Annotated in this window: 26 protein-coding genes and 1 other RNA gene; 17 read left to right on the forward strand and 10 right to left on the reverse strand. The window is 63.4% G+C overall.

What is annotated here, in order from left to right; translation table 11 throughout:
- Positions 1-43 precede the first annotated feature (43 nt).
- The 3 genes from ubiD to APH27_RS19545 all read left to right on the forward strand — a co-directional run bounded on the left by ubiD (position 44) and on the right by APH27_RS19545 (position 3,383).
- Positions 44-1,510, forward strand: coding sequence for a 4-hydroxy-3-polyprenylbenzoate decarboxylase (gene ubiD / locus APH27_RS19535; protein WP_027920866.1), 1,467 nt, complete (start codon positions 44-46; stop codon positions 1,508-1,510).
- Positions 1,510-2,478: a CDP-6-deoxy-delta-3,4-glucoseen reductase gene (locus APH27_RS19540; protein ID WP_027920867.1), complete on the forward strand. Its 969-nt coding sequence runs from the start codon at positions 1,510-1,512 to the stop codon at positions 2,476-2,478. Before ubiD ends, APH27_RS19540 begins: the two co-directional genes overlap by 1 nt.
- Positions 2,479-2,723: 245 nt before the next feature.
- Positions 2,724-3,383 carry a gamma-glutamylcyclotransferase gene (locus APH27_RS19545; protein WP_060485679.1) on the forward strand — a complete coding sequence of 220 codons (660 nt, stop codon included), beginning with the start codon at positions 2,724-2,726 and terminating at the stop codon, positions 3,381-3,383.
- A gap of 102 nt (positions 3,384-3,485) precedes the next feature.
- Here APH27_RS19545 and APH27_RS19550 read toward each other — a convergent pair whose 3' ends face one another.
- The gene (locus tag APH27_RS19550; protein WP_060485680.1) at positions 3,486-4,463 is read right to left on the reverse strand and encodes an NADPH:quinone oxidoreductase family protein; all 978 of its coding nucleotides are present in this window, start codon (positions 4,461-4,463) and stop codon (positions 3,486-3,488) included.
- 169 nt (positions 4,464-4,632) lie between these two features.
- On the opposite strand from APH27_RS19550, the gene APH27_RS19555 reads away from it, so the two are divergent.
- Complete coding sequence (locus tag APH27_RS19555) at positions 4,633-5,037, forward strand: flagellar basal body-associated protein FliL (protein ID WP_027920870.1); 405 nt, start codon at positions 4,633-4,635, stop codon at positions 5,035-5,037.
- 152 nt (positions 5,038-5,189) lie between these two features.
- Here APH27_RS19555 and APH27_RS19560 read toward each other — a convergent pair whose 3' ends face one another.
- Positions 5,190-5,642, reverse strand: a complete 453-nt coding sequence (locus APH27_RS19560; RefSeq protein ID WP_060485681.1) for an EVE domain-containing protein — start codon at positions 5,640-5,642, stop codon at positions 5,190-5,192.
- Positions 5,643-5,820: 178 nt separating this feature from the next.
- On the opposite strand from APH27_RS19560, the gene APH27_RS26645 reads away from it, so the two are divergent.
- Positions 5,821-5,970: a hypothetical protein gene (locus APH27_RS26645; protein WP_165837333.1), complete on the forward strand. Its 150-nt coding sequence runs from the start codon at positions 5,821-5,823 to the stop codon at positions 5,968-5,970.
- A gap of 17 nt (positions 5,971-5,987) precedes the next feature.
- Here APH27_RS26645 and APH27_RS19565 read toward each other — a convergent pair whose 3' ends face one another.
- The 4 genes from APH27_RS19565 to APH27_RS19580 form a co-directional block, all read right to left on the reverse strand.
- Positions 5,988-6,596 carry a 5-formyltetrahydrofolate cyclo-ligase gene (locus APH27_RS19565; RefSeq protein WP_060485682.1) on the reverse strand — a complete coding sequence of 203 codons (609 nt, stop codon included), beginning with the start codon at positions 6,594-6,596 and terminating at the stop codon, positions 5,988-5,990.
- 56 nt (positions 6,597-6,652) lie between these two features.
- A non-coding RNA gene (gene ssrS, locus APH27_RS19570) (6S RNA) lies at positions 6,653-6,832 on the reverse strand.
- A gap of 17 nt (positions 6,833-6,849) precedes the next feature.
- Positions 6,850-7,170 carry a cell division protein ZapA gene (locus tag APH27_RS19575; protein WP_027920873.1) on the reverse strand — a complete coding sequence of 107 codons (321 nt, stop codon included), beginning with the start codon at positions 7,168-7,170 and terminating at the stop codon, positions 6,850-6,852.
- Positions 7,167-7,349, reverse strand: coding sequence for a TIGR02449 family protein (locus APH27_RS19580; protein WP_029886233.1), 183 nt, complete (start codon positions 7,347-7,349; stop codon positions 7,167-7,169). The genes APH27_RS19575 and APH27_RS19580 overlap by 4 nt, the downstream gene beginning before the upstream one ends.
- A 182-nt stretch (positions 7,350-7,531) precedes the next feature.
- Here APH27_RS19580 and APH27_RS19585 point away from each other — a divergent pair, with 182 nt between their 5' ends.
- From APH27_RS19585 to gcvP, 10 genes are all read left to right on the forward strand, one after another.
- Complete coding sequence (locus APH27_RS19585) at positions 7,532-8,086, forward strand: YecA family protein (protein WP_027920874.1); 555 nt, start codon at positions 7,532-7,534, stop codon at positions 8,084-8,086.
- Positions 8,087-8,108: 22 nt separating this feature from the next.
- Complete coding sequence (gene pepP / locus APH27_RS19590) at positions 8,109-9,443, forward strand: Xaa-Pro aminopeptidase (protein ID WP_027920875.1); 1,335 nt, start codon at positions 8,109-8,111, stop codon at positions 9,441-9,443.
- On the forward strand, positions 9,440-10,639 hold the full coding sequence (gene ubiH / locus APH27_RS19595) for a 2-octaprenyl-6-methoxyphenyl hydroxylase (RefSeq protein WP_060485683.1): 1,200 nt from the start codon (positions 9,440-9,442) through the stop codon (positions 10,637-10,639). The genes pepP and ubiH overlap by 4 nt, the downstream gene beginning before the upstream one ends.
- A complete protein-coding gene (locus APH27_RS19600; protein ID WP_060485684.1) occupies positions 10,636-11,118 on the forward strand; it encodes a DUF4442 domain-containing protein in 483 nt (160 codons plus the stop codon). The genes ubiH and APH27_RS19600 overlap by 4 nt, the downstream gene beginning before the upstream one ends.
- 9 nt (positions 11,119-11,127) lie before the next feature.
- Positions 11,128-12,345: a 2-octaprenyl-3-methyl-6-methoxy-1,4-benzoquinol hydroxylase gene (locus tag APH27_RS19605; RefSeq protein WP_177331699.1), complete on the forward strand. Its 1,218-nt coding sequence runs from the start codon at positions 11,128-11,130 to the stop codon at positions 12,343-12,345.
- Positions 12,346-12,558: 213 nt separating this feature from the next.
- On the forward strand, positions 12,559-13,560 hold the full coding sequence (locus tag APH27_RS19610; RefSeq protein WP_027920879.1) for an extracellular solute-binding protein: 1,002 nt from the start codon (positions 12,559-12,561) through the stop codon (positions 13,558-13,560).
- A 160-nt stretch (positions 13,561-13,720) separates the two neighbouring features.
- On the forward strand, positions 13,721-15,343 hold the full coding sequence (locus APH27_RS19615) for an iron ABC transporter permease (RefSeq protein WP_027920880.1): 1,623 nt from the start codon (positions 13,721-13,723) through the stop codon (positions 15,341-15,343).
- Between the two features lie 123 nt (positions 15,344-15,466).
- On the forward strand, positions 15,467-16,549 hold the full coding sequence (gene gcvT, locus APH27_RS19620) for a glycine cleavage system aminomethyltransferase GcvT (protein WP_027920881.1): 1,083 nt from the start codon (positions 15,467-15,469) through the stop codon (positions 16,547-16,549).
- Positions 16,550-16,597: 48 nt separating this feature from the next.
- Positions 16,598-16,981, forward strand: coding sequence for a glycine cleavage system protein GcvH (gcvH, locus tag APH27_RS19625; protein ID WP_027920882.1), 384 nt, complete (start codon positions 16,598-16,600; stop codon positions 16,979-16,981).
- Positions 16,982-17,178: 197 nt separating this feature from the next.
- Positions 17,179-20,052 carry an aminomethyl-transferring glycine dehydrogenase gene (gene gcvP, locus APH27_RS19630; RefSeq protein ID WP_060485686.1) on the forward strand — a complete coding sequence of 958 codons (2,874 nt, stop codon included), beginning with the start codon at positions 17,179-17,181 and terminating at the stop codon, positions 20,050-20,052.
- A 114-nt stretch (positions 20,053-20,166) separates the two neighbouring features.
- On the opposite strand, the gene APH27_RS19635 is transcribed toward gcvP, so the two are convergent.
- The 3 genes from APH27_RS19635 to APH27_RS19645 form a co-directional block, all read right to left on the reverse strand.
- Positions 20,167-20,481 carry a DUF2388 domain-containing protein gene (locus APH27_RS19635; RefSeq protein ID WP_027920884.1) on the reverse strand — a complete coding sequence of 105 codons (315 nt, stop codon included), beginning with the start codon at positions 20,479-20,481 and terminating at the stop codon, positions 20,167-20,169.
- An 89-nt stretch (positions 20,482-20,570) separates the two neighbouring features.
- The gene (locus APH27_RS19640; protein ID WP_027920885.1) at positions 20,571-22,247 is read right to left on the reverse strand and encodes a GspE/PulE family protein; all 1,677 of its coding nucleotides are present in this window, start codon (positions 22,245-22,247) and stop codon (positions 20,571-20,573) included.
- 99 nt (positions 22,248-22,346) lie between these two features.
- Positions 22,347-22,664 carry a hypothetical protein gene (locus tag APH27_RS19645; protein WP_027920886.1) on the reverse strand — a complete coding sequence of 106 codons (318 nt, stop codon included), beginning with the start codon at positions 22,662-22,664 and terminating at the stop codon, positions 22,347-22,349.
- A gap of 127 nt (positions 22,665-22,791) precedes the next feature.
- Here APH27_RS19645 and APH27_RS19650 point away from each other — a divergent pair, with 127 nt between their 5' ends.
- Positions 22,792-23,262, forward strand: a complete 471-nt coding sequence (locus APH27_RS19650; RefSeq protein WP_027920887.1) for an Lrp/AsnC family transcriptional regulator — start codon at positions 22,792-22,794, stop codon at positions 23,260-23,262.
- Positions 23,263-23,434: 172 nt separating this feature from the next.
- On the opposite strand, the gene APH27_RS19655 is transcribed toward APH27_RS19650, so the two are convergent.
- Positions 23,435-24,811: an inorganic triphosphatase gene (locus tag APH27_RS19655; RefSeq protein WP_027920888.1), complete on the reverse strand. Its 1,377-nt coding sequence runs from the start codon at positions 24,809-24,811 to the stop codon at positions 23,435-23,437.
- Positions 24,812-24,925: 114 nt separating this feature from the next.
- Between APH27_RS19655 and argE the strand changes: the two genes are divergently transcribed.
- A complete protein-coding gene (gene argE, locus APH27_RS19660) occupies positions 24,926-26,068 on the forward strand; it encodes an acetylornithine deacetylase (protein ID WP_060485687.1) in 1,143 nt (380 codons plus the stop codon).
- Positions 26,069-26,096: the final 28 nt, after the last annotated feature.

A 26,096-nucleotide genomic window follows, 5' to 3' on the forward strand; every position in this document is an offset into this window, starting at 1 on the left:
ACACTCTGCACCCCGACCGATACGGCCAACACGAGGCTCATGCATGCAGTATCGCGATTTGCGCGACTTCATCCGTGGCCTGGAGCAGCGCGGTGAACTCAAGCGCATCCAGGTTCCGATTTCCCCAGTCCTGGAAATGACCGAGGTCTGCGACCGCACCCTGCGCGCCAAGGGTCCGGCCTTGTTGTTCGAAAAGCCCACCGGCTTCGACATCCCGGTACTGGGCAACCTGTTCGGCACGCCAGAGCGCGTGGCCATGGGCATGGGGGCCGAGTCGGTCGACGAACTGCGTGAGATCGGCAAGCTGCTGGCCTTCCTCAAGGAGCCTGAGCCGCCGAAAGGCCTGAAAGACGCCTGGTCCAAGCTGCCGATCTTCAAGAAGGTCGTGTCGATGGCGCCGAAGGTGGTCAAGGACGCGGTGTGCCAGGAAGTGGTCATCGAGGGCGATGACGTCGACCTCGGCCAGCTGCCGATCCAGCACTGCTGGCCGGGCGACGTGGCGCCGCTGATTACCTGGGGCCTGACCGTGACCCGTGGCCCGAACAAGGACCGCCAGAACCTGGGCATCTACCGCCAGCAGGTGATCGGCCGGAACAAAGTGATCATGCGTTGGCTGAGCCACCGTGGCGGCGCGCTGGATTATCGCGAGTGGTGCGAGAAGAACCCGGGCCAGCCGTTCCCGGTTGCCGTGGCCTTGGGTGCTGACCCGGCCACCATCCTTGGCGCCGTGACGCCAGTACCGGACACCCTTTCCGAATACGCCTTCGCCGGCCTGCTGCGCGGTAACCGCACCGAACTGGTCAAGTGCCGTGGCAGCAACCTGCAGGTGCCGGCCACCGCCGAGATCATCCTCGAAGGTGTGATCCACCCGGGTGAAATGGCTCCAGAAGGTCCATATGGCGACCACACCGGCTATTACAACGAAGTGGACAGCTTCCCGGTGTTCACCGTCGAGCGCATCACGCACCGGCAGAAACCGATCTACCACAGCACTTACACCGGCCGGCCGCCGGATGAGCCGGCTATTCTTGGTGTGGCGCTGAACGAAGTGTTCGTGCCGATCCTGCAAAAGCAGTTCCCGGAGATCGTCGACTTCTACCTGCCGCCGGAAGGCTGCTCGTACCGCATGGCGGTGGTGACCATGAAGAAGCAGTACCCGGGCCACGCCAAGCGCGTGATGTTGGGTGTGTGGTCGTTCCTGCGACAGTTCATGTACACCAAGTTCGTTATCGTCACTGACGACGACATCAACGCCCGCGACTGGAACGATGTGATCTGGGCCATCACCACACGCATGGACCCCAAGCGTGATACGGTGATGATCGACAACACGCCGATCGACTACCTGGACTTCGCGTCGCCGGTGTCGGGGCTGGGGTCGAAGATGGGCCTGGACGCCACGCACAAGTGGCCGGGCGAGACTACACGCGAATGGGGCCGGGTCATCGTCAAGGACGAGGCCGTCACCCGCCGTATCGATGAGCTGTGGGATCAGTTGGGAATAGATTGATGCAGGTAACGTTGCAGCCGTCCGGGGCGGTGCTGGCGCTCGAACCCGGGGAACGGATCCTGGATGGAGCGCGGCGGCTGGGCTATGACTGCCCGAACAGCTGCCGCAATGGCAATTGCCATGTCTGCGCCGCGTTGTTGGTCGAAGGAAGCGTGCGTCAGGACGGCGAGGTCCGTGACCATGGCGAGTTGTTCACCTGCATTGCCGAACCGCTGGAGGATTGTGTGTTGCTCTGGGATGGTGTGCTCGCCCTGGGTGAGCTGCCAGTGCGCAAGCTGGCGTGCAGTGTGAGCGAATGCGTCGAGGTCGGTGGCGACGTCTGGCGCGTGCGCTTGCGTGCGCCTGCCGGCAAACCGGCGCGCTACCATGCCGGGCAGTACCTGATGATCGAGCGCGAAGGCGGCAAGCCGGCGGCGTTCTCGCTGGCCTCTGCGCCGCATTCCGGGCGGGATCTCGAGCTGCATGTGCTGGCCCGCGAAGCCAGCTCGTTGCAGTTGCTGGCGCAGCTGCAGCGTGACCGCGTGGCGCGCATCGAGATGCCGTTCGGCGATACCCACCTGGCTGAGTTGCCTGACGGGCCACTGGTTCTGATTGCCGCCGGTACCGGCATGGGCCAGATGCACAGCCTGGTCGAACATTGCCGGGCACAGGGCTTCAAGCACCCGGTGCACCTGTACTGGGGTGTTCGTCGCCCAGAGGATTTCTACACCATCGAACACTGGGCCGAATGGGAGCGCTTGCCAAACCTGTTCCTGCACAAGGTGGTCAGTGACCTGTGTGGCTGGGAAGGGCGCTGCGGCATGCTGCACGAGGCCGTGTGCGAGGACGTGAACGACCTCAACACCGTGCATGTGTATGCCAGCGGCTCGCCGAACATGGTCTACGCCACGCTCGACGCCCTGGTCGAGGCCGGCATGGATGCGCACCGCATGCGCGCCGATGTGTTTGCCTACGCACCACGCGGTTAATAACCGAAGTTTCAACTAGCGGGTATAAGGCGGTAATTGTTACCGCCTGAGCCACTAACTTTCACCGCCTTCGGAACAATAATTCCCAGTCGTCGGAACTGTGCGTGAAACTTGTGCGCCAGGCCTTGAGCATTGCCCGGTTTCTATCCTATGGTTACTGCAAGCGCCCATCGCGCGGCGGCGCAGGCCGCATGGCACAAGACTCTCGCTACATTGGTAGTACACGGGGATTAATGGCGGCAGTTATGTCGGCACTTGAAAGTTTGTCCTGGGAAGTTGCTTATCCTCCGACGCTCGACTTCGGTCAGCAACTGACCCGTGAGCAATTGCTCAATTCCTTGCAAACGACCATGTCTCGCCATGAAGGTGGCCCGGTCTGGTTATTTGCCTATGGTTCGTTGATCTGGCGCCCGGAATGTAATTCCGTGGAACGCCAGCGCGCGCGCGTGCATGGTTATCACCGCGGCTTGTACCTGTGGTCGCACGAGCACAGGGGCACGCCGGAAACGCCAGGCCTGGTGTTTGGCCTGGATCGTGGCGGCTCCTGCAGCGGTTTTGCCTATCGTCTTGATGAAAGCAACCTCGACGATTCGCTGATGGCCCTGTGGCAGCGGGAAATGCCTTATCCGGCCTATCGGCCGCACTGGCTCAGCTGCCGGCTGGGTGATGGCAGCAAGGTGCAGGCGCTGGGGTTCGTGCTGGAGCGGCACCTGCCGTGCTATGCGGGCAACTTGCCGGATACCTTGCTCAGCCAGATTCTGGCCAGTGCCAAGGGCCGTTATGGCACGACGCGGGATTATGTCGAGCAGACCCTGAATGCACTGCGCAGCCATCAGATGCCGGATCGCAACCTCGAAGCTCGGTTCAGGCGCTGCCATAGCCTGCACGGGCCTCTTCGCGGGTGAACCCGCTCCCACAGGGGCACACAATTCTTGGAAGCTGTGCATTCCTTGTGGGAGCGGGTTTACCCGCGAAGAGGCTGGTCTTGTTGATAAGGGGCTGAAGTCTTACCTGGCCAGCACTACCAACTTACCCACAGCCCGGCGCTGCCCAAGCTCTTCAATTGCAGCTCCGGCTTCAGCCAGTGGATAAGTCTTCGAAACCAACGGTTTCAGCCTCCCCTCGGCATGCCAGGCAAACAATTGCCGGAAGTTCGCGGCATTGTCCTCTGGTTGGCGCTGGGCAAACGCGCCCCAGAACACTCCAAGCACTGCAGCGCCCTTGAGCAGCACCAGGTTCGCTGCCATCTGCGGGATCGCTCCGCTGGCAAACCCCACCACCAACAGCCGGCCCTGCCACGCCAGGCCGCGCACGGCTTGGTCGAACAGCTCGCCGCCCACCGGGTCGTAGATCACATCCACGCCCTGGCCACCGGTCAGGCGCTTGATCTCTTCCTTGAGGTTGGCCTGGCTGTAGTCGATCAATTCGTCAGCACCTGCAGCCTTGGCAACTGCGAGCTTCTCGGCGCTGCTGGCTGCGGCGATCACCCTTGCCCCCATGGCTTTGCCGATTTCCACCGCTGCCAGGCCAACACCACCGGACGCACCGAGTACCAGCAGCGTTTCGCCGGCCTGCAGCTGGCCGCGTTGCTTGAGTGCATGCATGGAGGTGCCATAGGTCATGCCGAACGCGGCGGCAGTGGCAAAGTCCATGTGCTCGGGGATGGGCATCACGTTGTAGAACGGTACCGCCACCTGCTCGGCGAACGCCCCCCAGCCAGTCAGGGCCATTACCCGGTCGCCCACCTTGAAGGTGCCGGCCCGTTCGCCGACGGCCGCGACCACGCCTGCAGCCTCGCCACCCGGCGAGAATGGCAGGGGTGGCTGGAACTGGTACTTGCCTTCGATGATCAGCGTGTCGGGGAAATTGACCCCCGCGGCCTGCACATCGAGCAGGATCTCGTTCTTCTTCGGCACAGGGCTGGCCACGTCCTCCAGTACCAGGTCGCGAGCCGGGCCCAGGGTTTTGCACAACACAGCTTTCATCGGGGCTATTCCTTTGCGTGTAGTGGCCGATAAGTGTAGGAGTGTCGATTGCCGGGTCAACGAGCATGGCCCACCTTGATGTGCGGGCATAAGTGCCGGCACAAGCCCGGGCTTGGGTTTGAGCGACATGCTGGGTAAGCTGGCGCCAACTGTTTCTAGGAGCGAATTCGTGAAAGCGTGGATCTTGATGGTACTGGCGCTGATGCTGCCAGCGGCGGCCATGGCCGAGGAAGCCAAGGAAGGGGAGCCGAAGGTTTCCTACATCACCCTGAGCCCGCCCTTCGTTGGCAACTATGCCCTCGATGGCAGCCCCAAGCTGCGCGTGTACAAGGCCGATGTGGCCCTGCGCGTGACCGGCGACGCCGCGGCGGCTGCGGTCAAGCACCAGGAGCCGCTGATCCGCAACCAGCTGGTGGCACTGTTCACCCAGCAGACTGTGGATAGCATGAGCAATGTCGACGCCAAGGAAAAACTGCGTCAGGAAGCGTTGAAACAGGTGCAGCAGGTGATGGAATCGGAAGAGGGCAAGCCGATTGTCGAGGATCTGCTGTTCAACAACCTGATTGTGCAGTAGCTCAACATACCCAGATTGAGTCCTGTAGGAGCGGCCTCGTGTCGCGAAAGGGCTGCGCAGCAGCCCCGGCAATTACCGGTGAGTCACAGACCCTGGGGGCCGCGTTGCGGCCCTATCGCGACACAAGGCCGCTCCCACAGTCGGCAAGCAATTCAGCGCGCCAGCGCAATGATCGCCGCCCACTGCTCTTCAGTGACCGGCATCACCGACAACCGCGTGCCTTTCTGCACCAGCGGCAACTCTGCCAGCGCACTCTGCTGCTTCAGCAAGCCCAGCCCCAGCACTTGCCGGAATGTCTTCACGTGGGCCACGTCCACTGCGCTCCACGGGTTCTTCTCGGCATTGGCCTTGGCGTCGAAGTAGTGGCTTTCCGGGTCCAGTGCCGTCGGGTCCGGGTAGGCTGCTGCGGTGATACGGGCGATGCCGGCGATGCCAGGTTGCGGGCAGCTGGAGTGGTAAAAGAAGAACTCGTCGCCTACGCTCATGGCCCGCATGAAGTTGCGCGCCTGGTAGTTGCGTACGCCATCCCAGCGCGCCTCGCCCAGGCGGCCCAGGCCTTCGATCGAGAGCTCGTCGGGCTCGGATTTCATCAGCCAATAGGCCATGGATACTGCTCCTGAAAAGGTTTGAAATAACCTGTTGCACGAAACCGACAGCCGGTTGGCGTCAACGTTTGCGTGTGGACTCAGGTTGTCGGAAAATGCGCCGATTTTAAAGCTAGACGCTCCGGCGGCACCTAGAAGGTCGCCGAGCCTGAACGTATGCCTAGGGGGGCATTCTTCGATGAATCAACGTAAACCGGATCTACTGTGGATTCTGGTCTTCATCTTTGGCCTTGGTGTGGTCACTACCGGTTATGCCCAGGGTATCTGGGAGCGCAAGCTCGACACCGCCTATCAGACTCCGGTCGACGCCAACCCGCAGCAACGCTAAACCCCCGCTGACGCCGCTCAGTTCGGCGCCAGGTACCAGCCACGGTCGCTGACCGTGCCCTGCAGTGGTACATCCCAACTGGCCTGCGCCAGTCGCTCGACCTTCTGGCATTCATGTGCCAGCCCCAGCAACAGCGGTTTCTTCCAGGTTTTGCGGCGTGCCTGGTAGGCCAGGCTGCGGTCGTAGAACCCCCCGCCCATGCCTAGTCGCCCACCGACTTCATCGAAACCGACCAGCGGCAACAGGATCAGGTCCAGCGACCAGGCAGGGCGCTGACGCCGGCGATCGGTCAACGGCTCGGGAATACGGAAGCGGTTGCGCTTGAGTTTTTCACCCTGCTCGAAACGCTGGAACACCATGCGCGTGCGCGGCCAGGCGTGCAGTACCGGCAGGTAGGTGCGCTTGCCTCGGCGCTGGGCCTCGCGCAGCAGAAAGTGCGGGTCGATTTCACCGTCATTGGGCAGGTACAAAGCGATATGCCGGGCGCGGCGGAACAAGGGGTGCTGTGCCAACTGGCGGTACAGGCCTCGTGAGGCCTGGAGTTGCTGGGCGGGCGTAAGGGCGCGGCGGGCATTGCGAAGCAGGCGACGAAGCTGGGGGCGGGTGAGCGGCGCAGTTTCGGTCATGGCACTGGCTATCCCAGGTGTCGGATTGCCCAGCTGAGCGCTGGGCAGGAAGAATCAGGCTCCCCGATAAGACCGCTATCGGTGTAGCCCTTGAACCCGAAAGTTCAAGGTGGAGATTGCAGGGGGCGTTAAGGCTTTCCGTCGGGCGGACATGCACACCTGCCCCAGCGTGCAACCCCCGTGGTTGTGCGTATCGGCTCAGGGACATAACCGACTGGCGCATCCCCCAGGGAGTGGCGCCAGTATACCAATCTCAGCCGTTTTTGGTACCCGCATCGTCGGACAAAGCCTGATCGACCCGCTCCAGCAGGTCACGCACCTGCTCACGGCTGGTGCCACTCACCGGCGCGTCGGTGCGATCTTCCTGGCGGTGGAGCATTTCGTGCGTGATGTTCAACGCTGCCATGACTGCAATGCGGTCGGCACCGATCACCTTGCCGCTGCTGCGGATCTCGCGCATCTTGCCATCCAGGTAGCGCGCCGCGCTGACCAGGTTGTTGCGCTCTTCCGGCGGGCAGATGATCGAGTACTCCTTGTCGAGGATCTGCACGGTGACGCTATTGCTTGAACTCATGAGTCTTGCTCCAGGGCCTTCAGGCGTAAAATCATCGACTCGACCTTGCGCTTGGCGATCTCGTTCTTTTCGATGAGGTGGGCGCGCTCCTCGCGCCAGGATTTTTCCTGAGCTACTAGGAGTGCATTTTGCCGTTTAAGTTGCTCGACGCGTTCAATCAGCAACTCGAACCGGCTCATCAGCGCTTGCAGGTCGTTCTCTTGCGTGGGTTGCACTCGATTCGCTCCGTCGTTGAATCACCCTGCGATGATGCCTCTCCCTGCGCAGCGGCGGCCAGTGCCGATGGTCTTGGCGCGCCTGCCGGTGCTAGGATACAAGGTCTTCATTCTAGTCAAATGCGCCGTCTGGCGCCTAGCCGACCATGCCTAATACTCAATCGCCTTATGTTGCCTTCGCCATGCTCCTTTCGAGCAACGGCCACCCTGTAACCCCTGCCGAGCTGCACGGCCTGCTGATCGGGCGCAGCTGTGCCGGTGCAGGCTTCGATGCCGAGGCCTGGCTGGCCGATGCCGCCCAGCTGCTGGAAACCGAACCTGGTGACACCGTGCGCAACGCCCTGATCGGCCTGCAAGAGATGGTCAAGGGCGAACTGAACAGCGAAGACATGGCCATCGTCCTGCTGCTGCCAAGCGACGATGCCGCACTCGCCGACCGCGCCGAGGCACTGGGCCAGTGGTGCCAGGGCTTCATCACCGGCTTCGGCCTGAACGCAGGTGGCAAGGACCTGTCTACCGAAGCCAAGGAAGTGCTGCAGGACCTGGTGGCCATTTCCCAAGTCCAGGAAGCCCTCGAAGAATCCGAAGACGGCGAGAGCGACTACATGGAGGTCATGGAGTACCTGCGCGTCGCACCGCTGCTGCTGTACACGGAGCTGGCCGCGCCTGCCGCACCCGCGCCAAAACCTTCGCTGCACTGATCAACCGGGGGTAGTTCTGCCCATGAGCCACATACCCAAGGCCGAGTATGCCCGTCGGCGCAAGGCGCTGATGGCGCAGATGGTCCCCAACAGCATTGCCATCCTGCCGGCTGCCGCAGTTGCCATTCGCAACCGTGACGTCGAGCACGTGTACCGCCAGGACAGCGATTTCCAGTACCTCAGCGGCTTCCCGGAGCCTGAGGCGGTGATTGCGCTGATCCCCGGGCGCGAGCATGGCGAGTACGTGCTGTTCTGCCGCGAGCGCAACCCAGAACGTGAGCAGTGGGACGGGCTGCGTGCCGGCCAGGAAGGTGCTGTGCGTGACTTCGGCGCGGACGATGCGTTCCCGATCACCGATATCGACGAGATCCTGCCCGGCCTGATCGAAGGCCGCGAGCGGGTCTACAGCGCCATGGGCAGCAACCCCGAGTTCGACCGCCGGCTGATGGACTGGATCAATGTGATCCGCTCCAAGGCACGCCTCGGCGCTCAGCCGCCGAACGAGTTCGTTGCGCTGGATCATCTGCTGCACGACATGCGCCTGTATAAATCGGCAGCGGAAGTGAAGGTGATGCGTGCTGCCGCAGATATCTCTGCGCGCGCCCATGTGCGGGCCATGCAGGCCTGCCGGGCCGGGTTGCATGAATACAGCCTGGAAGCCGAGCTGGACTATGAGTTCCGCAAGGGCGGGGCAAAGATGCCGGCCTATGGTTCGATCGTCGCCGCCGGGCGCAATGGCTGCATCCTGCACTATCAGCAGAACGATGCCCTGCTCAAGGACGGTGACCTGGTGCTGATCGATGCCGGTTGCGAGATCGACTGCTACGCCAGCGACATCACCCGTACCTTCCCGGTCAGCGGGCGCTTTTCACCCGAGCAGAAGGCCATCTACGAGCTGGTGCTCAAGGCCCAGGCTGCAGCCTTTGCCGAGATCGCCCCGGGCAAGCACTGGAACCACGCCCACGAGGCGACCGTGCAGGTCATCACTGAAGGCCTGGTGGCGCTTGGCTTGCTCAAGGGTGAGGTGCAGGCGTTGATCGACAGCGAGGCCTACCGGGCGTTCTACATGCACCGCGCCGGGCACTGGCTGGGCATGGATGTGCACGATGTCGGCGAATACAAGGTCGGCGGCGAGTGGCGGGTGCTGGAGCCCGGCATGGCGCTGACGGTCGAGCCGGGCATCTACATTGCCGCTGACAACCAAGAGGTCGCGAAGAAATGGCGCGGCATCGGCATCAGGATCGAGGATGACGTGGTAGTGACCAAGCAAGGTTGTGAAATTCTGACTTCGGGTGTACCCCGCACAGTCGCCGAGATCGAGGCGCTGATGCAGGCTGCACGCAAGGACGCGGCATGAGTCGGGTCAACCTGGCGATCATTGGCGGCGGTCTGGTCGGCGCGAGCCTGGCCCTGGCCCTGCAGGCCGGTGCCAAGGCGCGTGGCTGGAACATCCTGCTGATCGAGCCGTTCGCTCCCGGCGACAGCTTCCAGCCGAGCTACGATGCACGCTCCTCGGCTTTGTCGTTCGGCACCCGGCAGATCTACCAGCACCTTGGCCTGTGGCAAACCATCAGCCCGCGCGCCGAGCCGATTCGGCAGATTCAGGTCTCTGACCGCGGCCGTTTCGGCGCTACCCGGCTGGATGCCATGGAAGAGGGCGTGCCGGCCTTGGGTTACGTGGTGGAGAATGCCTGGCTCGGCCAATGCCTGTGGCAGGGGCTGGACCGTGAGGTGGTGAGCTGGCGTTGCCCGGCCGAAGTGAAGGCGATGCAGGCCATCGAGGGTGGCTACCGCCTGCTGCTGGACGACGACACCAGCCTGGAGTGCGACCTTGCAGTGCTGGCCGATGGTGGCCGTTCTGGTCTGCGCCAGCAGTTGGGCATTCATGTGCGCCGTACTCCGTACGAACAGAGCGCACTGATCGCCAACATCACCCCGGGGGAGGCCCACTGTGGCCAAGCCTTCGAGCGCTTCACCGAGCAAGGCCCGATGGCCTTGCTGCCGTTGCCGGAAAACCGCTGCGCGCTGGTCTGGACGCGGCAGGGGATGGACGCCCGGCGCCTGGCCGAAATCGACGAGCGCAGCTTCCTGAGCGAGTTGCAGGATGCCTTTGGCTACCGCCTCGGCGCCCTGCGTCAGGTGGGTGCCCGGCATCTCTACCCGCTCGCGCTGATCGAGGCCGAAGAGCAGGTGCGGCCACACTTGGTGGTACTGGGCAACGCGGCGCACAGCCTGCACCCGATCGCCGGCCAAGGCTTCAACCTCTCGCTGCGTGATGTGCAATCGCTGGCCGATGCGCTGCTGGCAGGCCCGCAACAGCCAGGCGACCTGGCCAGTCTGCAGGCCTATCGCCAGCGCCAGCGTCTCGACCAGGCCCTGACCATCGGCTTCTCCGACCAGGTCACCCGCTTGTTCGGCAGCAACCAGCCGTTGCTGGCTGCCGGGCGCAATATCGGCCTGCTAGGGCTTGACCTGCTACCACCGGCAAAAAGCTGGTTTGCCCGCCAGGCCATGGGCCTCGGTACCCGCCCCGATCCGCGGGGCCAGGCATGAGCAACCCGCGCAGGCTGGCGCGCCGGGCGCGCATGTTGCGCTGGCTGCTGAACTTCTACCCGCCATACATCGGTGCCGGCATCCGCATCCAGCACATCAGCCCGGACATGCGCAACATCAAGGTACGCATGAAACTGACCCGCTGGAACCGCAACTATGTTGGCACCCAGTTTGGCGGCAGCCTGTACTCGATGGTCGACCCGTTCTACATGCTGTTGCTGATCGAGCAGCTGGGCCGCGAGTACATCGTCTGGGACAAAGCCGCCAGCATCGATTTCATCGCCCCGGGCAAGAGCACGGTGTACGCCGAATTCCACGTCGATGACGCGCTGCTGGACGAAATCCGCCGGCAGACCGCCAGTGGCAAGAAGTACCTGCCGCGTGTGCAGGTCGATATCCGTGACGAAGCCGGCGAGCTGGTGGCACGGGTCGATAAAACCCTATACGTGCGGCTCAAGCCGCAAGCGAGGCAGGCGTAAGGCATGGAAATGCGCGCAGATCTGTTGATTGTCGGTGCCGGTATGGTCGGCAGCGCCCTGGCCCTGGCGCTTCGCCACAGTGGCCTGGATATTCTCCTGCTCGATGGCGGCCCGCTGTCGGTCAAACCGTTCGACGGCGCTGCACCGTTCGAGCCACGGGTCAGTGCCTTGTCGGCGGCCAGCCAGCGCATCCTCGAACGCCTCGGCGCCTGGGACGGCATCGCCAGTCGGCGTGTGTCGCCGTATTCCGACATGCATGTATGGGATGGCAGCGGTACCGGTCATGTACATTTCTCGGCAGCCAGCGTGCATGCCCAAGTGCTCGGCCATATTGTCGAGAACCGGGTGGTCCAGGATGGTTTGCTGGAGCGCCTGCACGACAGCGACATCGGCCTGCTGCCCAATGCCCGTCTGGAACAGCTGCGCCGCTCCGGTGACGAATGGCTGCTGACCCTGGCCGATGGCCGCCAACTGCGTACGCCGCTGGTAGTGGCCGCAGACGGCGCCAATTCGGCGGTGCGCCGCCTGGCCGGCTGCGAGACCCGCGAATGGGATTACCTGCACCACGCGATCGTCACCAGCGTGCGCTGCAGTGCCGCACATCAGGCCACCGCCTGGCAGCGCTTCACCGATGAGGGGCCGCTGGCGTTCCTGCCGCTGTCCCGTGACGGCAAGCAGGACTGGTGCTCGATTGTCTGGTCGACGACTCCGGAGCAGGCCGAGCAGATCATGGCGTTGGATGAACAGGCCTTCCTCAAGGCCCTTGAGCGCGCTTTTGAGGGGCGTTTGGGCGATGTGCTGGAAGCCGACCCCCGCGTCTGCGTGCCGTTGCGCCAGCGCCACGCCAAGCGCTACGTGGACGAAGGGTTGGTGTTGATCGGCGATGCCGCGCACACCATTCACCCGTTGGCCGGGCAGGGTGTCAATCTGGGCTTCCTTGATGCTGCAGTGCTGGCCGAGGTGCTGGAGAAGGCCTGCGCGCGCGGTGAGCGGTTGGCGGATGTGAAAGTGCTCAGCCGTTATGAGCGCAGGCGCATGCCGCACAACCTGGCGTTGATGGCGGCAATGGAAGGCTTCGAGCGGTTGTTCCAGGCCAATCCGTTGCCGTTGCGCTGGCTGCGAAACAGCGGCTTGAAGCTGGTGGAACAGATGCCGGAAGCCAAGGCGATGTTCGTGCGCCAGGCCTTGGGGTTGACCGGAGACCTGCCGGAACTGGCGAAGGCTTGAGATGGCTGGGGCTGCTTTGCAGCCCTTTCCGACCGGTCCGGCACCCCGGTAAGGTCGCTCCTACACGGAGCTGCGGTCTCCTGTAGGAGCGGCCGTGTGTCGCGAGCGGGTCGCAAGCGGCCCTTGCAACATCCGGTAACTGCTCGGTAGATGAGCTGGAAAATGGGATTCACTACCATTTGCGCCTCTCATACGATCCGAGGAGTGCTTTCCATGTTGCCACGCAAGCCCCTATTGGCCGCCCTGGCCCTGACCCTGTTGGGCGGCACCGCCCAAGCGGCGGACGAAGTGGTGGTGTACTCCTCGCGCATCGACGAGCTGATCAAGCCGGTGTTCGACGCCTATACCGCCAAGACCGGGGTCAAGGTCAAGTTCATCACCGACAAGGAAGCGCCGCTGATGCAGCGCATCAAGGCCGAGGGCGAGAACGGTGTGGCCGACCTGCTGCTCACCGTCGATGCCGGCAACCTCTGGCAGGCCGAGCAGATGGGCATTTTGCAGCCGATCAAGTCGGACATCATCGACCAGAACATCCCACCGCAGTACCGCGCTTCGTCCCATGACTGGACCGGCCTGAGCCTGCGCGCACGGACCATCGTCTACTCCACCGAGCGGGTCAAACCGGCCGAGCTGACCACTTATGAAGCCCTCGCTGACAAGCACTGGGAAGGCCGCCTGTGCCTGCGCACGGCGAAGAAGGTGTACAACCAGTCGCTGACGGCCACGCTGATCGAGAACCACGGTGAAGCCAAGGCCGAGCAGATCGTCAAAGGCTGGGTCAGCAACCTGTCCACCGACGTGTTCTCCGACGACAACGCCGTGATCCAGGCCATCGAAGCCGGCCAGTGCGATGTGGGTGTGGTCAACACCTATTACTACGGCCGCATGCACGCCCAGAACCCGAAACTGCCGGTGAAGATCTTCTGGCCCAACCAGGGTGACCGCGGCGTGCACGTCAATCTGTCGGGTATCGGCCTGACCAAGCATGCCCCGCACCCGGAAGCTGCCAAAAAGCTGGTCGAGTGGATGACTGGCGAAGAGGCGCAGAAGCTGTTCGCCGACATCAACCAGGAGTTCCCGGCCAACCCGAAGGTCAAGCCGTCGGAAGAAGTGGCGGCCTGGGGCAGCTTCAAGGCCGACAGCCTTCCGGTGGAAGTGGCTGGCAAGCGCCAGGCCGATGCCATTCGCCTGATGGATCGGGCTGGCTGGAATTAAGCACCAGGCTTTACACTTCCGGGGTATGTCAGGGCCCTTTCGCGGGTAAACCCGCTCCCACAGGAACACCATCGCACTTCAGATGGCGCTAAACCCTGTAGGAGCGGGTTTACCCGCGAACGACCGCGCAGCGGTCGCTATTGCAACCGAGAATTCAACCTTGCCGCACACCCCACAAAGCCGCTGGTACCTCCCGGTCACTTTGACCGCCACCCTGGTCCTCCTGCCCTTGAGTGTGCTGCTGCTGTCCTGGCAGTCGGTCGACCTGCAGATCTGGTCGCACCTGCTCGACACCCAGATGGGCCGCCTGCTGGGCAATACCGCAACCCTGGTGGTCGGCGTCGGTACCGGCGTCACCCTGCTCGGCGTCAGCCTGGCCTGGCTCACCAGCCTGTGTGAGTTCCCTGGCCGGCGCTGGCTCGATTGGGCGTTGATGCTGCCGTTCGCGATCCCCGCCTACGTGCTGGCCTTCGTCTTCGTCGGCTTGCTCGACTTTGCCGGCCCGGTGCAAAGCGCCCTGCGCGAGGTGTTCGGGCCCATGCGCCTGCCACGAGTACGCTCCACGGGTGGGGTGATTATCGTGCTGGTGCTGGTGTTCTACCCCTATGTCTACCTGCTGGCGCGTACGGCGTTCCTGGCCCAGGGCAAGGGCTTGATGGAGGCTGCCCGGGTACTTGGCCTGTCTCCCCTGCAAGCCTTCTGGCGGGTAGCCTTGCCGATGGCGCGGCCAGCGATTGGTGCAGGTATTGCCCTTGCGCTGATGGAGACCCTGGCCGATTTCGGCGCGGTGGCCGTGTTCAACTTCGATACCTTCACCACGGCCATCTACAAGACCTGGTACGGCTTTTTCAGCCTTTCCAGCGCGGCCCAACTTGCCAGCCTGCTGCTGCTGGCGGTGATGCTGGTGCTGTACGGCGAGCGCCGCGCCCGTGGTGCGACCCGCAGTGGCAATGAGCGCCCGCGCGGCCAGGCGCTTTACCACTTGCGTGGGTTCAAGGCGCTGCTGGCCAGTGGCTGGTGCCTGCTGGTGTTCGCCTGCGCATTCGTCATTCCACTGCTGCAGTTGCTGGCGTGGTTCTGGCAGCGCGGCCGGCATGATCTGGACGAGCGGTATGTCGGCCTGGTGCTGCATACGTTGTACCTGGGCGGCATGGCCGCGTTGATCACTGTTTGCGTGGCCCTGATGCTGGCCTTCGCCCGCCGTCAGGCGCCGACAGCCGGTATCCGTGCGGGCGTCGGCCTGGCCAACCTGGGCTACGCATTGCCCGGCTCGGTGCTGGCGGTGTCGATCATGCTGGCTTTCAGCTACCTGGATAATCAGCTGGTCATTCCGCTGTCGGCCTGGTTGGGCGGCGCAGGCAAGCCACTGCTGTTGGGCAGCCTTGCCGCCTTGCTGCTGGCCTACCTGGTGCGCTTCATCGCCGTCGCTTACAGCCCATTGGAAAGCAGCCTGGAGCGCATTCGCCCCTCGTTGCCGGAGGCTTCGCGCAGCCTTGGCGTCGGTGGCCTGGGTTTGTTTTTCAAGGTGTATCTGCCGTTGCTGGTGCCAGGAGCCCTGAGTGCCGCGTTGCTGGTGTTCGTCGATGTGCTCAAGGAAATGCCCGCCACCTTGCTGATGCGCCCGTTCGGCTGGGACACCCTGGCGGTAAGGGTGTTCGAGATGACCAGCGAAGGCGAATGGGCGCGCGCCTCGCTGCCGGCGCTGACCTTGGTGCTGGTAGGGCTGTTGCCGGTCATCGGGCTGATCCGCCGTTCCGCTCGTCGCCCTGGTCACAGTCACTGAGGATGCCAGCTTGCGCCCTTGCGGCTACAATGCGCGGCATTCGCGCGGCGGGGCCTACAAGAAGAGCTGACGATTAAACGTCATCGACCGCCGCCGCTTCGCCACGCCCGGAAGGAGAAACCCATGGGACAGCGCACGCTTTTGTACGACTTGCACCTGGCACTTGGCGCCAAGACGGTCGATTTCGGTGGCTGGGACATGCCGCTGCATTATGGCTCGCAGGTCGAGGAGCACCATCAGGTGCGCAGCGACTGCGGTGTCTTCGATGTTTCCCACATGACGGTCATCGACATTGCTGGCGAACAAGCCACACCTTGGCTGCAACGTCTGCTGGCCAACGACGTGGCCCGTCTCGACGGCACCGGCAAGGCGCTGTACAGCCCCTTGCTCAATGAGGACGGCGGGGTCATCGACGACCTGATCGTCTACCGCACCCAGGGCGGCTACCGCCTGGTCACCAACGCGGCCACGCGGGCGAAGGTCATCAATTGGCTGCAGCTGCAAAGTGCAGGTTTCAGCGTCTCGTTCGAGGTTCGCCCCGACCTGGCCATCCTCGCCATTCAAGGCCCTTATGCCCGCGACAAAGTCGCCGCACTGCTGAGCCCTGCTCGCGCCGCACTGATCCGCGAACTGCACCCGTTCGAAGGTCTTGCCGAAGGTGACTGGTTCATCGCCCGTACCGGCTACACCGGTGAAGACGGGCTGGAAATCATCCTGCCGGGTGATGAGGCCGTAGCGTTCTTCAACGACCTGGTTGGCGCCGGCATCGCGCCGAGCGGCCTGGGCGCGCGCGATACCCTGCGCCTGGAAGCCGGCATGAACCTGTATGGCCAGGACATCGATGAGAGCCACACCCCGCTGACCTCCAACCTGGGTTGGTGTGTCGCCTGGGAGCCAGCTGAACGCAACTTCGTCGGCCGTGCTGGCCTGTTGGCGGAAATCGACCGAGGTGTGCAGGAAAAACTGGTTGGCTTGGTGCTGGAAGAGCGCGGCGTGCTGCGTGCCCACCAGGTGGTTCGTGTAGCCGGGATTGGCGAAGGGGAGATCACCAGTGGTAGTTTCTCACCTACGCTGAGCAAATCCATTGCCCTGGCACGCGTGCCCATGGCTACCGGTGACCGCGCCGAGGTCGAGATCCGCGGCAAATGGTACCCGGTGCGGGTGGTCAGACCGACCTTCGTGCGCCACGGCAAGATTCTGATCTGAACAATCAACGGCGGGCCGAACCGCTGACCCAAACGAGGAATTCAACACATGAGCAATATCCCCGCCGATCTGCGTTTCGCCGAAAGCCACGAATGGGCACGCCTGGAAGCTGATGGCAGCGTCACCGTAGGTATCAGCGACCACGCCCAGCAAGCGCTGGGTGACGTGGTGTTCGTCGAGCTGGCCGAAGTCGGCAAGGTGTTCGGCGCTGGCGACACTGCGGGCGTGGTCGAGTCGGTCAAGGCTGCTTCCGACATCTACGCTCCTGTTTCCGGTGAAGTGATCGCCGTCAACGAAGAGCTGGCCGACAGCCCGGAGCTGCTCAACGAAGAGCCTTACGCGTCGTGGATCTTCAAGCTCAAGCCAAGCAACCCGGCCGAGCTGGACAAGCTGCTGGATGCTGCAGGTTACGCAGCCGCTATCGGCGAGTAAGACCGCGTCGCCTGCTTCGCGGCTAAAGCCGCTCCTACAGGCACAGCGCCGCGCTCGAGGCCTGTGCAATGCTTTGTAGGAGCGGCTTTAGCCGCGAAGAGGCCGAACCTGCAGAAACAAGTTTTCCCGCAGTATCGGCGATCCCTTCCTAGACTTATAAGTCTCCATGAGACCTGGTCTAGGAAGAGAGCGTCGACATGTCCCAGTCGCCATCCCTGCATCAACTGCAAGAGCTCAACCCTTTCCTGCGCCGCCACCTGGGGCCCGATGCCTCGGAGCAGCAGTCAATGCTCACTGCCCTCGGCCTCAACAGCCGCAGCGAACTGATCGAGCAAACTGTGCCGCCAGGCATCCGCTTCAACCGTGCCCTCGACCTGCCGCCGGCCCTGGATGAACAGGCTGCGTTGGCCAAGCTTGCAGGCTTCGCCGAGCAGAACCAGGTGTGGACCAGCCTCATCGGCATGGGCTACCACGGCACCGTCACGCCCACCGTCATCTTGCGCAACGTGCTGGAAAACCCCGGCTGGTACACCGCCTACACGCCCTATCAGCCCGAAATCGCCCAAGGTCGTCTGGAGGCGCTGCTGAACTTCCAGCAGATGGTCATCGACCTCACAGGCCTGGCGCTGGCCAACGCGTCATTGCTCGACGAAGCCACGGCGGCTGCCGAAGCCATGGCCCTGGCCAAACGTGTGGCGCGCAACAAGAGCAACGCCTTCTTTGCCGACGAGCATTGCCATCCACAGACCTTGTCGGTGCTGAAAACCCGTGCGGAAGGGTTCGGTTTCCAGTTGATCGTCGACGCTGTGGATAACCTCGCCCAGCACCAGGTCTTCGGTGCCTTGCTGCAATATCCGGATACCCACGGCGAGGTGCGCGACCTGCGCCCGTTCATCGACCAGTTGCACAGCCAGCAGGCCCTGGCCTGTGTGGCTGCCGACCTGCTCAGCCTGGTGGTGCTGACCCCGCCCGGCGAGCTGGGAGCCGACGTGGTGCTGGGTTCGACTCAGCGCTTCGGCGTACCTATGGGCTATGGCGGCCCGCACGCGGCCTATTTTGCGTGCCGTGACGATTACAAGCGGGCGATGCCCGGGCGCATCATCGGTGTGTCCCGCGATGCCCGTGGCAATACTGCGCTACGCATGGCCCTGCAGACGCGTGAGCAACATATCCGCCGCGAAAAAGCCAACTCCAACATCTGCACAGCCCAGGTGCTGTTGGCCAACATGGCCGGGTTCTATGCGGTGTATCACGGCCCCGAAGGCCTGCAGCGTATTGCCCAGCGCGTGCACCGGCTGACCTTCGTGCTGGCGGCAGGCCTTGAGGCCAAAGGCATCAAGCGCCTCAACCAGCACTTTTTCGACACCTTGACCCTGGATGTCGGCGGCGCCCAGGCAGCGATCATCGACAGTGCCGAAGCCGCCCGCATCAACCTGCGTATCCTGGGCCGCGGCCATCTGGGCGTGAGCCTGGACGAGACCTGTAGCGAAGCCACCGTGCTGCGGCTGCTGGATATTTTCCTGGGTGTCGATCACGGCCTGGATATCGCTACCCTCGACCAGCACGCGTTACCGGAGGGCATCCCCGCTGCGCTGGTGCGACGCACGCCGTTCCTCAGCCACCCGGTATTCAACCTGCACCACAGCGAAACCGAGATGCTGCGCTACCTCAAGCAGCTGGAGAGCAAGGACCTGGCGCTGAACCAGTCGATGATTCCGCTGGGCTCCTGCACCATGAAGCTCAATGCCACCAGCGAGATGATCCCCATCACCTGGCCCGCTTTCGCCCAGCTTCATCCCTTTGCACCGGCGGCACAGGTCACCGGTTACAAGGCGATGATCGACGAGCTGGAAAGCTGGTTGTGCGCCATTACCGGCTTCGACGCCATCTGCATGCAGCCCAACTCCGGTGCCCAGGGTGAATATGCCGGGCTCATGGCCATCACCCGCTATCACCGCAGCCGTCATCAGCCCCAGCGCACGCTGTGCCTGATTCCGTCGTCGGCTCACGGCACCAACCCGGCCTCCGCGCAGATGGCTGGCATGGAGGTGGTGATCGTCGATTGTGACGATGCTGGCAACGTCGACCTCGAAGACCTCAAGGCCAAGGCCCATGCCGCCGGCGACACGCTGTCGTGCCTGATGGTCACCTACCCCTCGACCCATGGCGTGTACGAAGAAGGTATCCGCGAGATCTGCGAAGTGGTCCACCAGCACGGTGGCCAGGTGTACATGGACGGTGCCAACCTCAACGCCCAGGTCGGCCTGGCGCGGCCAGCGGACATTGGCGCCGACGTTTCACACATGAACCTGCACAAGACCTTTTGTATCCCTCACGGCGGTGGCGGCCCGGGCATGGGGCCGATCGGCATCCGTGCTCATCTGAAGCCGTTCGTCGCCAGCCACCCGGTAGTGCCCGTGCCGGGCCTGGACCCGAACAACAGCGCCGTCAGCGCCGCGCCTTGGGGCAGTGCGAGCATCCTGCCGATCAGCTGGATGTACATCGCCATGATGGGCCCTCAGCTGGCTGATGCGAGCGAAGTGGCGATCCTTTCGGCCAACTACCTGGCCAGCCAGCTCGGCGGCGCGTTCCCGGTGTTGTACCGCGGGCGCAACCAGCGGGTGGCGCATGAGTGCATCCTCGACCTGCGGCCGCTCAAGGCGCAGACCGGCATTACCGAGGAGGACGTGGCCAAGCGCCTGATGGACTATGGCTTCCATGCCCCGACCATGTCGTTCCCGGTACCTGGAACGCTGATGATCGAACCCACTGAAAGTGAGTCGAAGGCCGAGCTGGACCGCTTCGTCGAAGCGATGCTGGCAATTCGGGCGGAAATTGCCCAGGTGCAGGAAGGTAACTGGCCGGCGGAGGACAACCCGCTCAAGCATGCGCCGCATACCCTGGCCGATGTGCTGGCGCCGTGGGCCCGGCCTTACAGCCTGGAGCAGGCGGTTGCGCCCAGTGCCCACGTGCGGCTGCACAAGTACTGGCCAGCGGTGAACCGGGTCGACAATGTGTATGGGGACAGGAATCTGTTCTGTGCTTGCGTGCCGGTGGAGGCTTACCGCTGAAATCTGGGGCCGCTTTGCGGCCCATCGCGACACAAGTCCGCTCCTGCAAGGTTTCGTGATCTGCTGTAGGAGCGGCCTTGTGTCGCGAAAGGGGCGCATAGCGCCCCCAAAGCCTTAGTTGGTTACCGCGTTCTTGGCCAGGATGGCGTTCGCCAGTTCCATGTCCGAGGCTTGCATCCCTGGGTTCTCGGCACGCACCTGTTGCAGCGCCTGCTCCAGGAACGGCCCGCGAATTGCCCCCTCACTGGCGACGAAGCTGCCGGCGTCATCCTGCGCCGCGAGTACCCGCTTGTGGTCGTGCGAGGTGATGTAGCTCGACGCCGTGGTGGCGCCAGAGGTCATTACGTTACGCCAGAAGGTATCGGCCATGGCGGAGCCAACAGGCAGCGAAAGCAGGGCAGCAGCTGCGATGGCGGTTTTGAGACGCATGATGAAACACCTCGAAGGGTGAGGGTTGGAGATGGCCGGTTTGATCCAGCGAAATGGCCGCAAGTTCCTTGAATACAAGGGTTTTTTGCTCAAGAACAGACCCGCAGCACCTCCTCCAGGCGGGTCAGCCCGCGGTTCACTTTCGCCTGGCCACAGCTGCGCAGATCCTGTAACCCTTCAGCTAGAGCCTGCCGTTGCAGTTCGGCCAGATCGGTGCTGGCGCCTATCCGTGCACGCAGGCTTTCACTCGGGATCAGCAGTTCGAACAAACCCGTCCGGCCACGATAGCCGGTGCCCCGGCAGACTTGGCACGGATCGCTGGATGGGCGGCCGTGGCATGTGTTGCAAAGCACGCGCACCAGGCGTTGGGCCATGACCCCACCCAGGGTCGCCCGGATCAGGTAATCGGCAACGCCCAGCTCAAGCAGGCGGGTAATGGCGCTGCAGGTGTCATTGGTGTGCAGGGTGGAAAGCACCAGGTGCCCGGTGAGGGCAGCCTGAACGGCCACCATTGCGGTCTCGCGGTCGCGGATCTCGCCGATCATGATGATGTCCGGGTCCTGGCGCAGCAGGGCGCGCACGCCATCGGCAAAACCCAGGCCCAGGGCAGGCTGCACCTGTAACTGGTTGAACGAAGGTTCCAGGCGCTCGATCGGGTCTTCGATGGTGCACAGGTTGACCTGCGGTGTGGCCAGCAACTTGAGGCTGGCGTAAAGCGTGCTGGTCTTGCCGGAGCCAGTTGGCCCGGTGACCAGCAGGATGCCCTGGCGACGCTGCAATAGCGTTTGCCACTGGCTCAACTGCTCGCCCTCCAGGCCCAGCTGGTCGAAGTCTTCCTGCAACTGGCGTGGGTCGAACAAGCGCAGCACCAGTTTTTCACCAAAGGGTGTCGGCAGCGTCGAGAGGCGCAGCTCCACTTCGCTGCCGCCTGGCAGGCTGCTCTTCACCCTGCCATCCTGTGGGCGGCGCTTTTCCGCTACGTCCATGCGCCCCAGGTGTTTCAGGCGGCTGACCACGGCCAGCGTGACGCTGGCCGGGAAGGCGTAGACCGTGTGTAGCAGCCCGTCGATGCGGTAGCGCAGGTGGCCCTGGTCGCGGCGTGGCTCCAGATGGATATCACTGGCGCGCTGCTCGATGGCGTACTGCAGCAGCCAGTCGACGATATGCACGATGTGCGCATCATCGGCGGTGGCCTCCACCTGGCGCTTGCCAAGCTCAAGCAAGTGTTCGAGCTCGCCCAGGCTGGTCGCTTGCTGGTGCTGCGCACCTTGTACCGAGTGGGCCAGGCGAAACAGCGACTGGCCCAGTTGGCGGATCTGCAGCGGGCTGGCCAGCACCCGGCGGATCGGCTTGCCCAGGCTGCGCGCGAGGTCGGCCTGCCACAGCTGTTGATAAGGTTCGGCACTGGCCACAGTGATGGCATCGGCGTCGTTGGCCACGACCAAGATGCCGTGGCGCTGCGCGAAGGCAGGGGAGATCAGGCCATTGACCCGGGCCAGGTCGAGTTGCATGGGGTCGATACGCAGGTAGGGCTGACCGACTTTTTGCGCCAGCCATTGGCAGAGGGTGTCCAGATTCAGCAGTTTGCCGGGCTGGCTGCGATCTTCCAGGCCCACGGCAGCGATGGCCTCAAGCGGGTGGTGAGCACTGTAGCGGGATGCTTGTTCGCGAACCTGGCATGAATCGTTGGCAGTCAGGTGCTGGTCGGCTTGCAAGGCGTCCAGCAGGCTTTTGAGGTCGAGGGCTTGCTCGTTGGGTGTGAACATCGGCGGCGTCCGTGCCTTGGGGGAGACCTTGGTCAAGGCTAGCCGTGCCTGGCGGAACGGGGTTTGGGAAAGGATTTCGGGATTTTGCGCCGCCGGGCTTCAGACCACCGCCAGCTCCAGGCGCGCCAGGTTTTCCAGGCTCACTTCCCCGACACACACCAGGTTGCGCAGTTTTTGTGCAATCACTTGCGCCCGATGCCAGCTCAGCCCGCCGACGCCAACCTCGATGTCGAGCCAGTCTTCCTGCTGGTTGACCTGCACGCTGTGCGGTGTCAGGAACTGCAGGGCAAACAGGTTGAGCACCCGGCAAAGGGTATCCGGCTCGGCTTCGGCCTGCAGGCGATATCGTACGGTGCTGTGGCTGGTGTTGGCGGCCCAGGCATCGCTGCGGGCCAAGGGGCGTTCGAGTGCGTTCATGCTGGGTCTCCGCGAATGTGGGAGAAATTCTTGCACGTCGAGGCCGGTATTTTTTCGCTATGATTCCATCGAATACCTAGAGCTGCAGATTGATCAATTCAAATAAGTGCTTTTTGGAGAATTATTAATGCAAGGCGAACTGGATGCCTATGACCGACGCATTCTCGAGCTCCTGCAAGAGGACGCATCGCTGTCCAGTGCGCAGATCGCCGAGCGTGTGGGGCTGTCACAATCACCCTGCTGGCGCAGGATTCAGCGGCTGAAAGACGAAGGTGTGATCCGTGGGCAGGTGACCCTGCTGGATCGCAAGAAAGTCGGCCTGAACACGCAGATTTTTGCTGAGGTGAAACTCAACGCCCACGGCCGCTCCAACTTCACCGAATTCACCGAGGCGATCCGCGGCTTTCCGGAAGTGCTGGAGTGCTATGTGCTGATGGGGGCGGTGGATTTTCTGTTGCGCATCGTTACCTCGGATATCGAGGCTTATGAGCGCTTCTTTTTCGAAAAGCTCTCGAACGTGCCGGGTATTCAGGAAGTGAACTCGATTGTGGCGCTGTCGGAGATCAAGTCCACCACCAGCCTGCCACTGTCGAGGTGAGGCCGCTTCAGACCCGCTGATGCGGCCCCTGTAGGAGCGGCCTCGTGTCGCGAAAGGGCCACAAATCGGACCCTGCAAAATCAGCCTACTGCACAAATCCTGGGGGCGCTTCGCACCCCTTTCGCGACACAAGGCCGCTCCTACAAAGCCTCGTTAGCCTTCAGGAGCGGTCTCAAGCCTTGAGCAGGTGCTTCCAGCCACGGCTCTGGTCGACCGCCCGAGCTTGCTCGATACGCGCTTCCAGCAGTTCGCCAGGCTCTTCGCCCAAGGGCAGCTCAGCCAGTTCATGCAGCTTTTTCAGGTCGCCGTACAGGCGGTCCATCTGGGGTGCTTCGAGCACCTGGCGAGCATGGTGCAGCCAGGCCAGCAGCTGTTCGATACGCGGCAGCTGTTCGGCCAGGTCTTCCGGACGCTGGGTGTACAGCGTCAGCTTCAGCGAGCGGCCTTCCTCACCCAGCAGGTGCGCCAGCCAGCTGGCCAGCTGCGCCTTGCCTTGGCGCTCGCCACGGCCCTTGCGCTCCACGGTCCAGGCGCGGGCCAGCAGCCAGCGCGAGGTTTCCAGGGAGAACTGGCCCCAGCGTACGTCTTCGAGCTCTTGGATGAACTGCTCGGGCGCGGCACGGCGGATGTCTTCGTCGTCATTACCGGCCTGCACCAGCGGGCGCCAGTCTTCCAGTAGCGCATCGAGGCTGGCGCGCAGCTCGCGGGTGGTCGCGCGTGGCGCAGCCTGGCCCAGGCTGGCAACCAGTGCGCGCAACTCGGCCAGGCACTGCACCCAGTCCTGCAGCAGGCGCCAGTGGCCATTGTGGCGATACTGCTCGGCCAGGCGCTGGCTGCTGCCCAGCAATTGCCAGGCGAGGGCTGCGAAGGCGTCGTCCACGGCCATTTCGGCGTCCAGCTCGGTGGTTGGCAGGCCCAGCTCGTAGCTGTCCGGCTCCAGCAGGCGGTAGCCGCGCTCGGCCTTGCTGATGTCGCATGGCATCAGCGGCAGGCTGGCGGCCAGCTCGGCAGCCAGCTCCAGCAGCGCTTCAGGGGCGCCTTCGCGCAACTCCAGTTCGAGCTCGCAGATCTCTTCCTTCTGCTTGCCGGCGATCACGAAGCCTTGGTCCAGCGCGGCCTCGATGACCACCTTGCTCTTACCACGGCCCCAGGCGATTTCGGCGAACTCGCGGGTGAAATCGGTGGTGAACAACGGCTTGATGGTTTTCTTGTCCAGCTCGGCCAGTGGCTCTGGCCAGCAGGTGGCGTCGAGCTTTTTCAGGTCGAGCTTGACCTTGTCCAGGTGCCATTCGTATTCATTGCGCTCGGACAGCCCGGCGACGCTCTGGCCACGGCACTTCAGGGTCTGGATGATCACCTCGCCGTCGCGGCGCAGGCGCAGGGCGACACGGGCTGCGCAGAGGTCGCGCGCAGGGGTGTCGAAGTACTGGTTGAGCAGCTCGCGGGTCTGCCAGCCGGACTTGTTGCGCTTTTTCAGCAGGGGGTGCTCGCGCAGGGCAGCCAGGGTCTCGCGACTGGCGCGGAGCTTGAGTTCGGTTTCTTTGTGCATCGCAGGCTCGAAGGAGGGCGTGATTGCCGTGCAGTCTACAGGACTGGGCCGGCAACGGTTTATTCCTTGCGCCGGATGGCCCTATGATGGGCAACGCTTCCGAGGAGTACGCGCATGCCGTTGCCAACGCTGAAAGACCAGTTTGCCGCCTTGATTGCCGCGCCCTCGGTCAGTTGCACCCAGCCTGCACTGGACCAGTCCAACCGCCAGGTCATCGACCTGCTGGCCGGCTGGCTGGGCGATCTGGGGTTCAGTTGTGACATCCGACAGGTCAGCCCGGGCAAGTTCAACCTGCTGGCCAGCCGTGGCACCGGCCCCGGTGGCCTGGTGTTGGCCGGCCATAGCGACACGGTGCCCTACGACGAACAGCTGTGGTCCAGCGACCCGCTCAAGCTGACCGAGGTCGACGGCCGATGGGTCGGCCTGGGCAGTTGCGACATGAAAGGCTTTTTCGCCTTGGTCATCGAAGCGGTGATTCCGCTGCTTGAGCACGATTTCAAGCAACCACTGCTGATCCTCGCCACCTGTGATGAAGAAAGCTCGATGTCCGGCGCCCGCGCCCTGGCAGCCGCCGGCCAGCCACTCGGCCGCGCAGCGGTGATCGGCGAGCCCACGGGCCTGCGGCCGATCCGCATGCACAAGGGCATCCTCATGGACCGCATCGACATCCTCGGGCGCAGCGGCCATTCGTCCGACCCGAGCCTGGGCCACAGCGCGATGGAGGCCATGCATGAGGTGATGGGTGAACTGATGGGCCTGCGCCGGCAGTGGCAAGAAACCTTCCGCAATCCGCAATTTACCGTGCCTACGCCAACCATGAACTTCGGCTGCATTCATGGGGGGGACAACCCCAATCGCATCTGTGGCCAGTGCGCCCTGGAGTTCGACCTGCGCCCGCTGCCTGGCATGGATGTCGAACAGCTGCGCGCCGCCATTCGCGGCAAGCTCAAGCCGGTGGCCGAGCGCCATGAGGTGCGTATCGACTATGCGCCGCTGTTCCCGGAAGTGCCGCCCTTCGAGCAGGCCGCCGACGCCGAACTGGTGCAAGTGGCCGAACGCCTCACCGGCCATCGCGCCGAAGCGGTGGCGTTCGGTACCGAAGCGCCTTATCTTCAGCAGCTGGGTTGCCAGACCATCGTGCTGGGCCCCGGCGATATCGCCTGCGCTCACCAGCCCGGCGAATACCTGGAAATGTCACGAATCGAGCCTACCGTGCGTCTATTGCGTGACCTGATCGGGCACTACTGCCTGAATTAAACGTCCACCCTGTTGATTCGTTCTTGCC

The organism is Pseudomonas sp. NBRC 111123, assembly GCF_001320205.1.
In the GTDB taxonomy this organism is placed as follows: Bacteria; Pseudomonadota; Gammaproteobacteria; order Pseudomonadales; family Pseudomonadaceae; genus Aquipseudomonas; species Aquipseudomonas putida_J.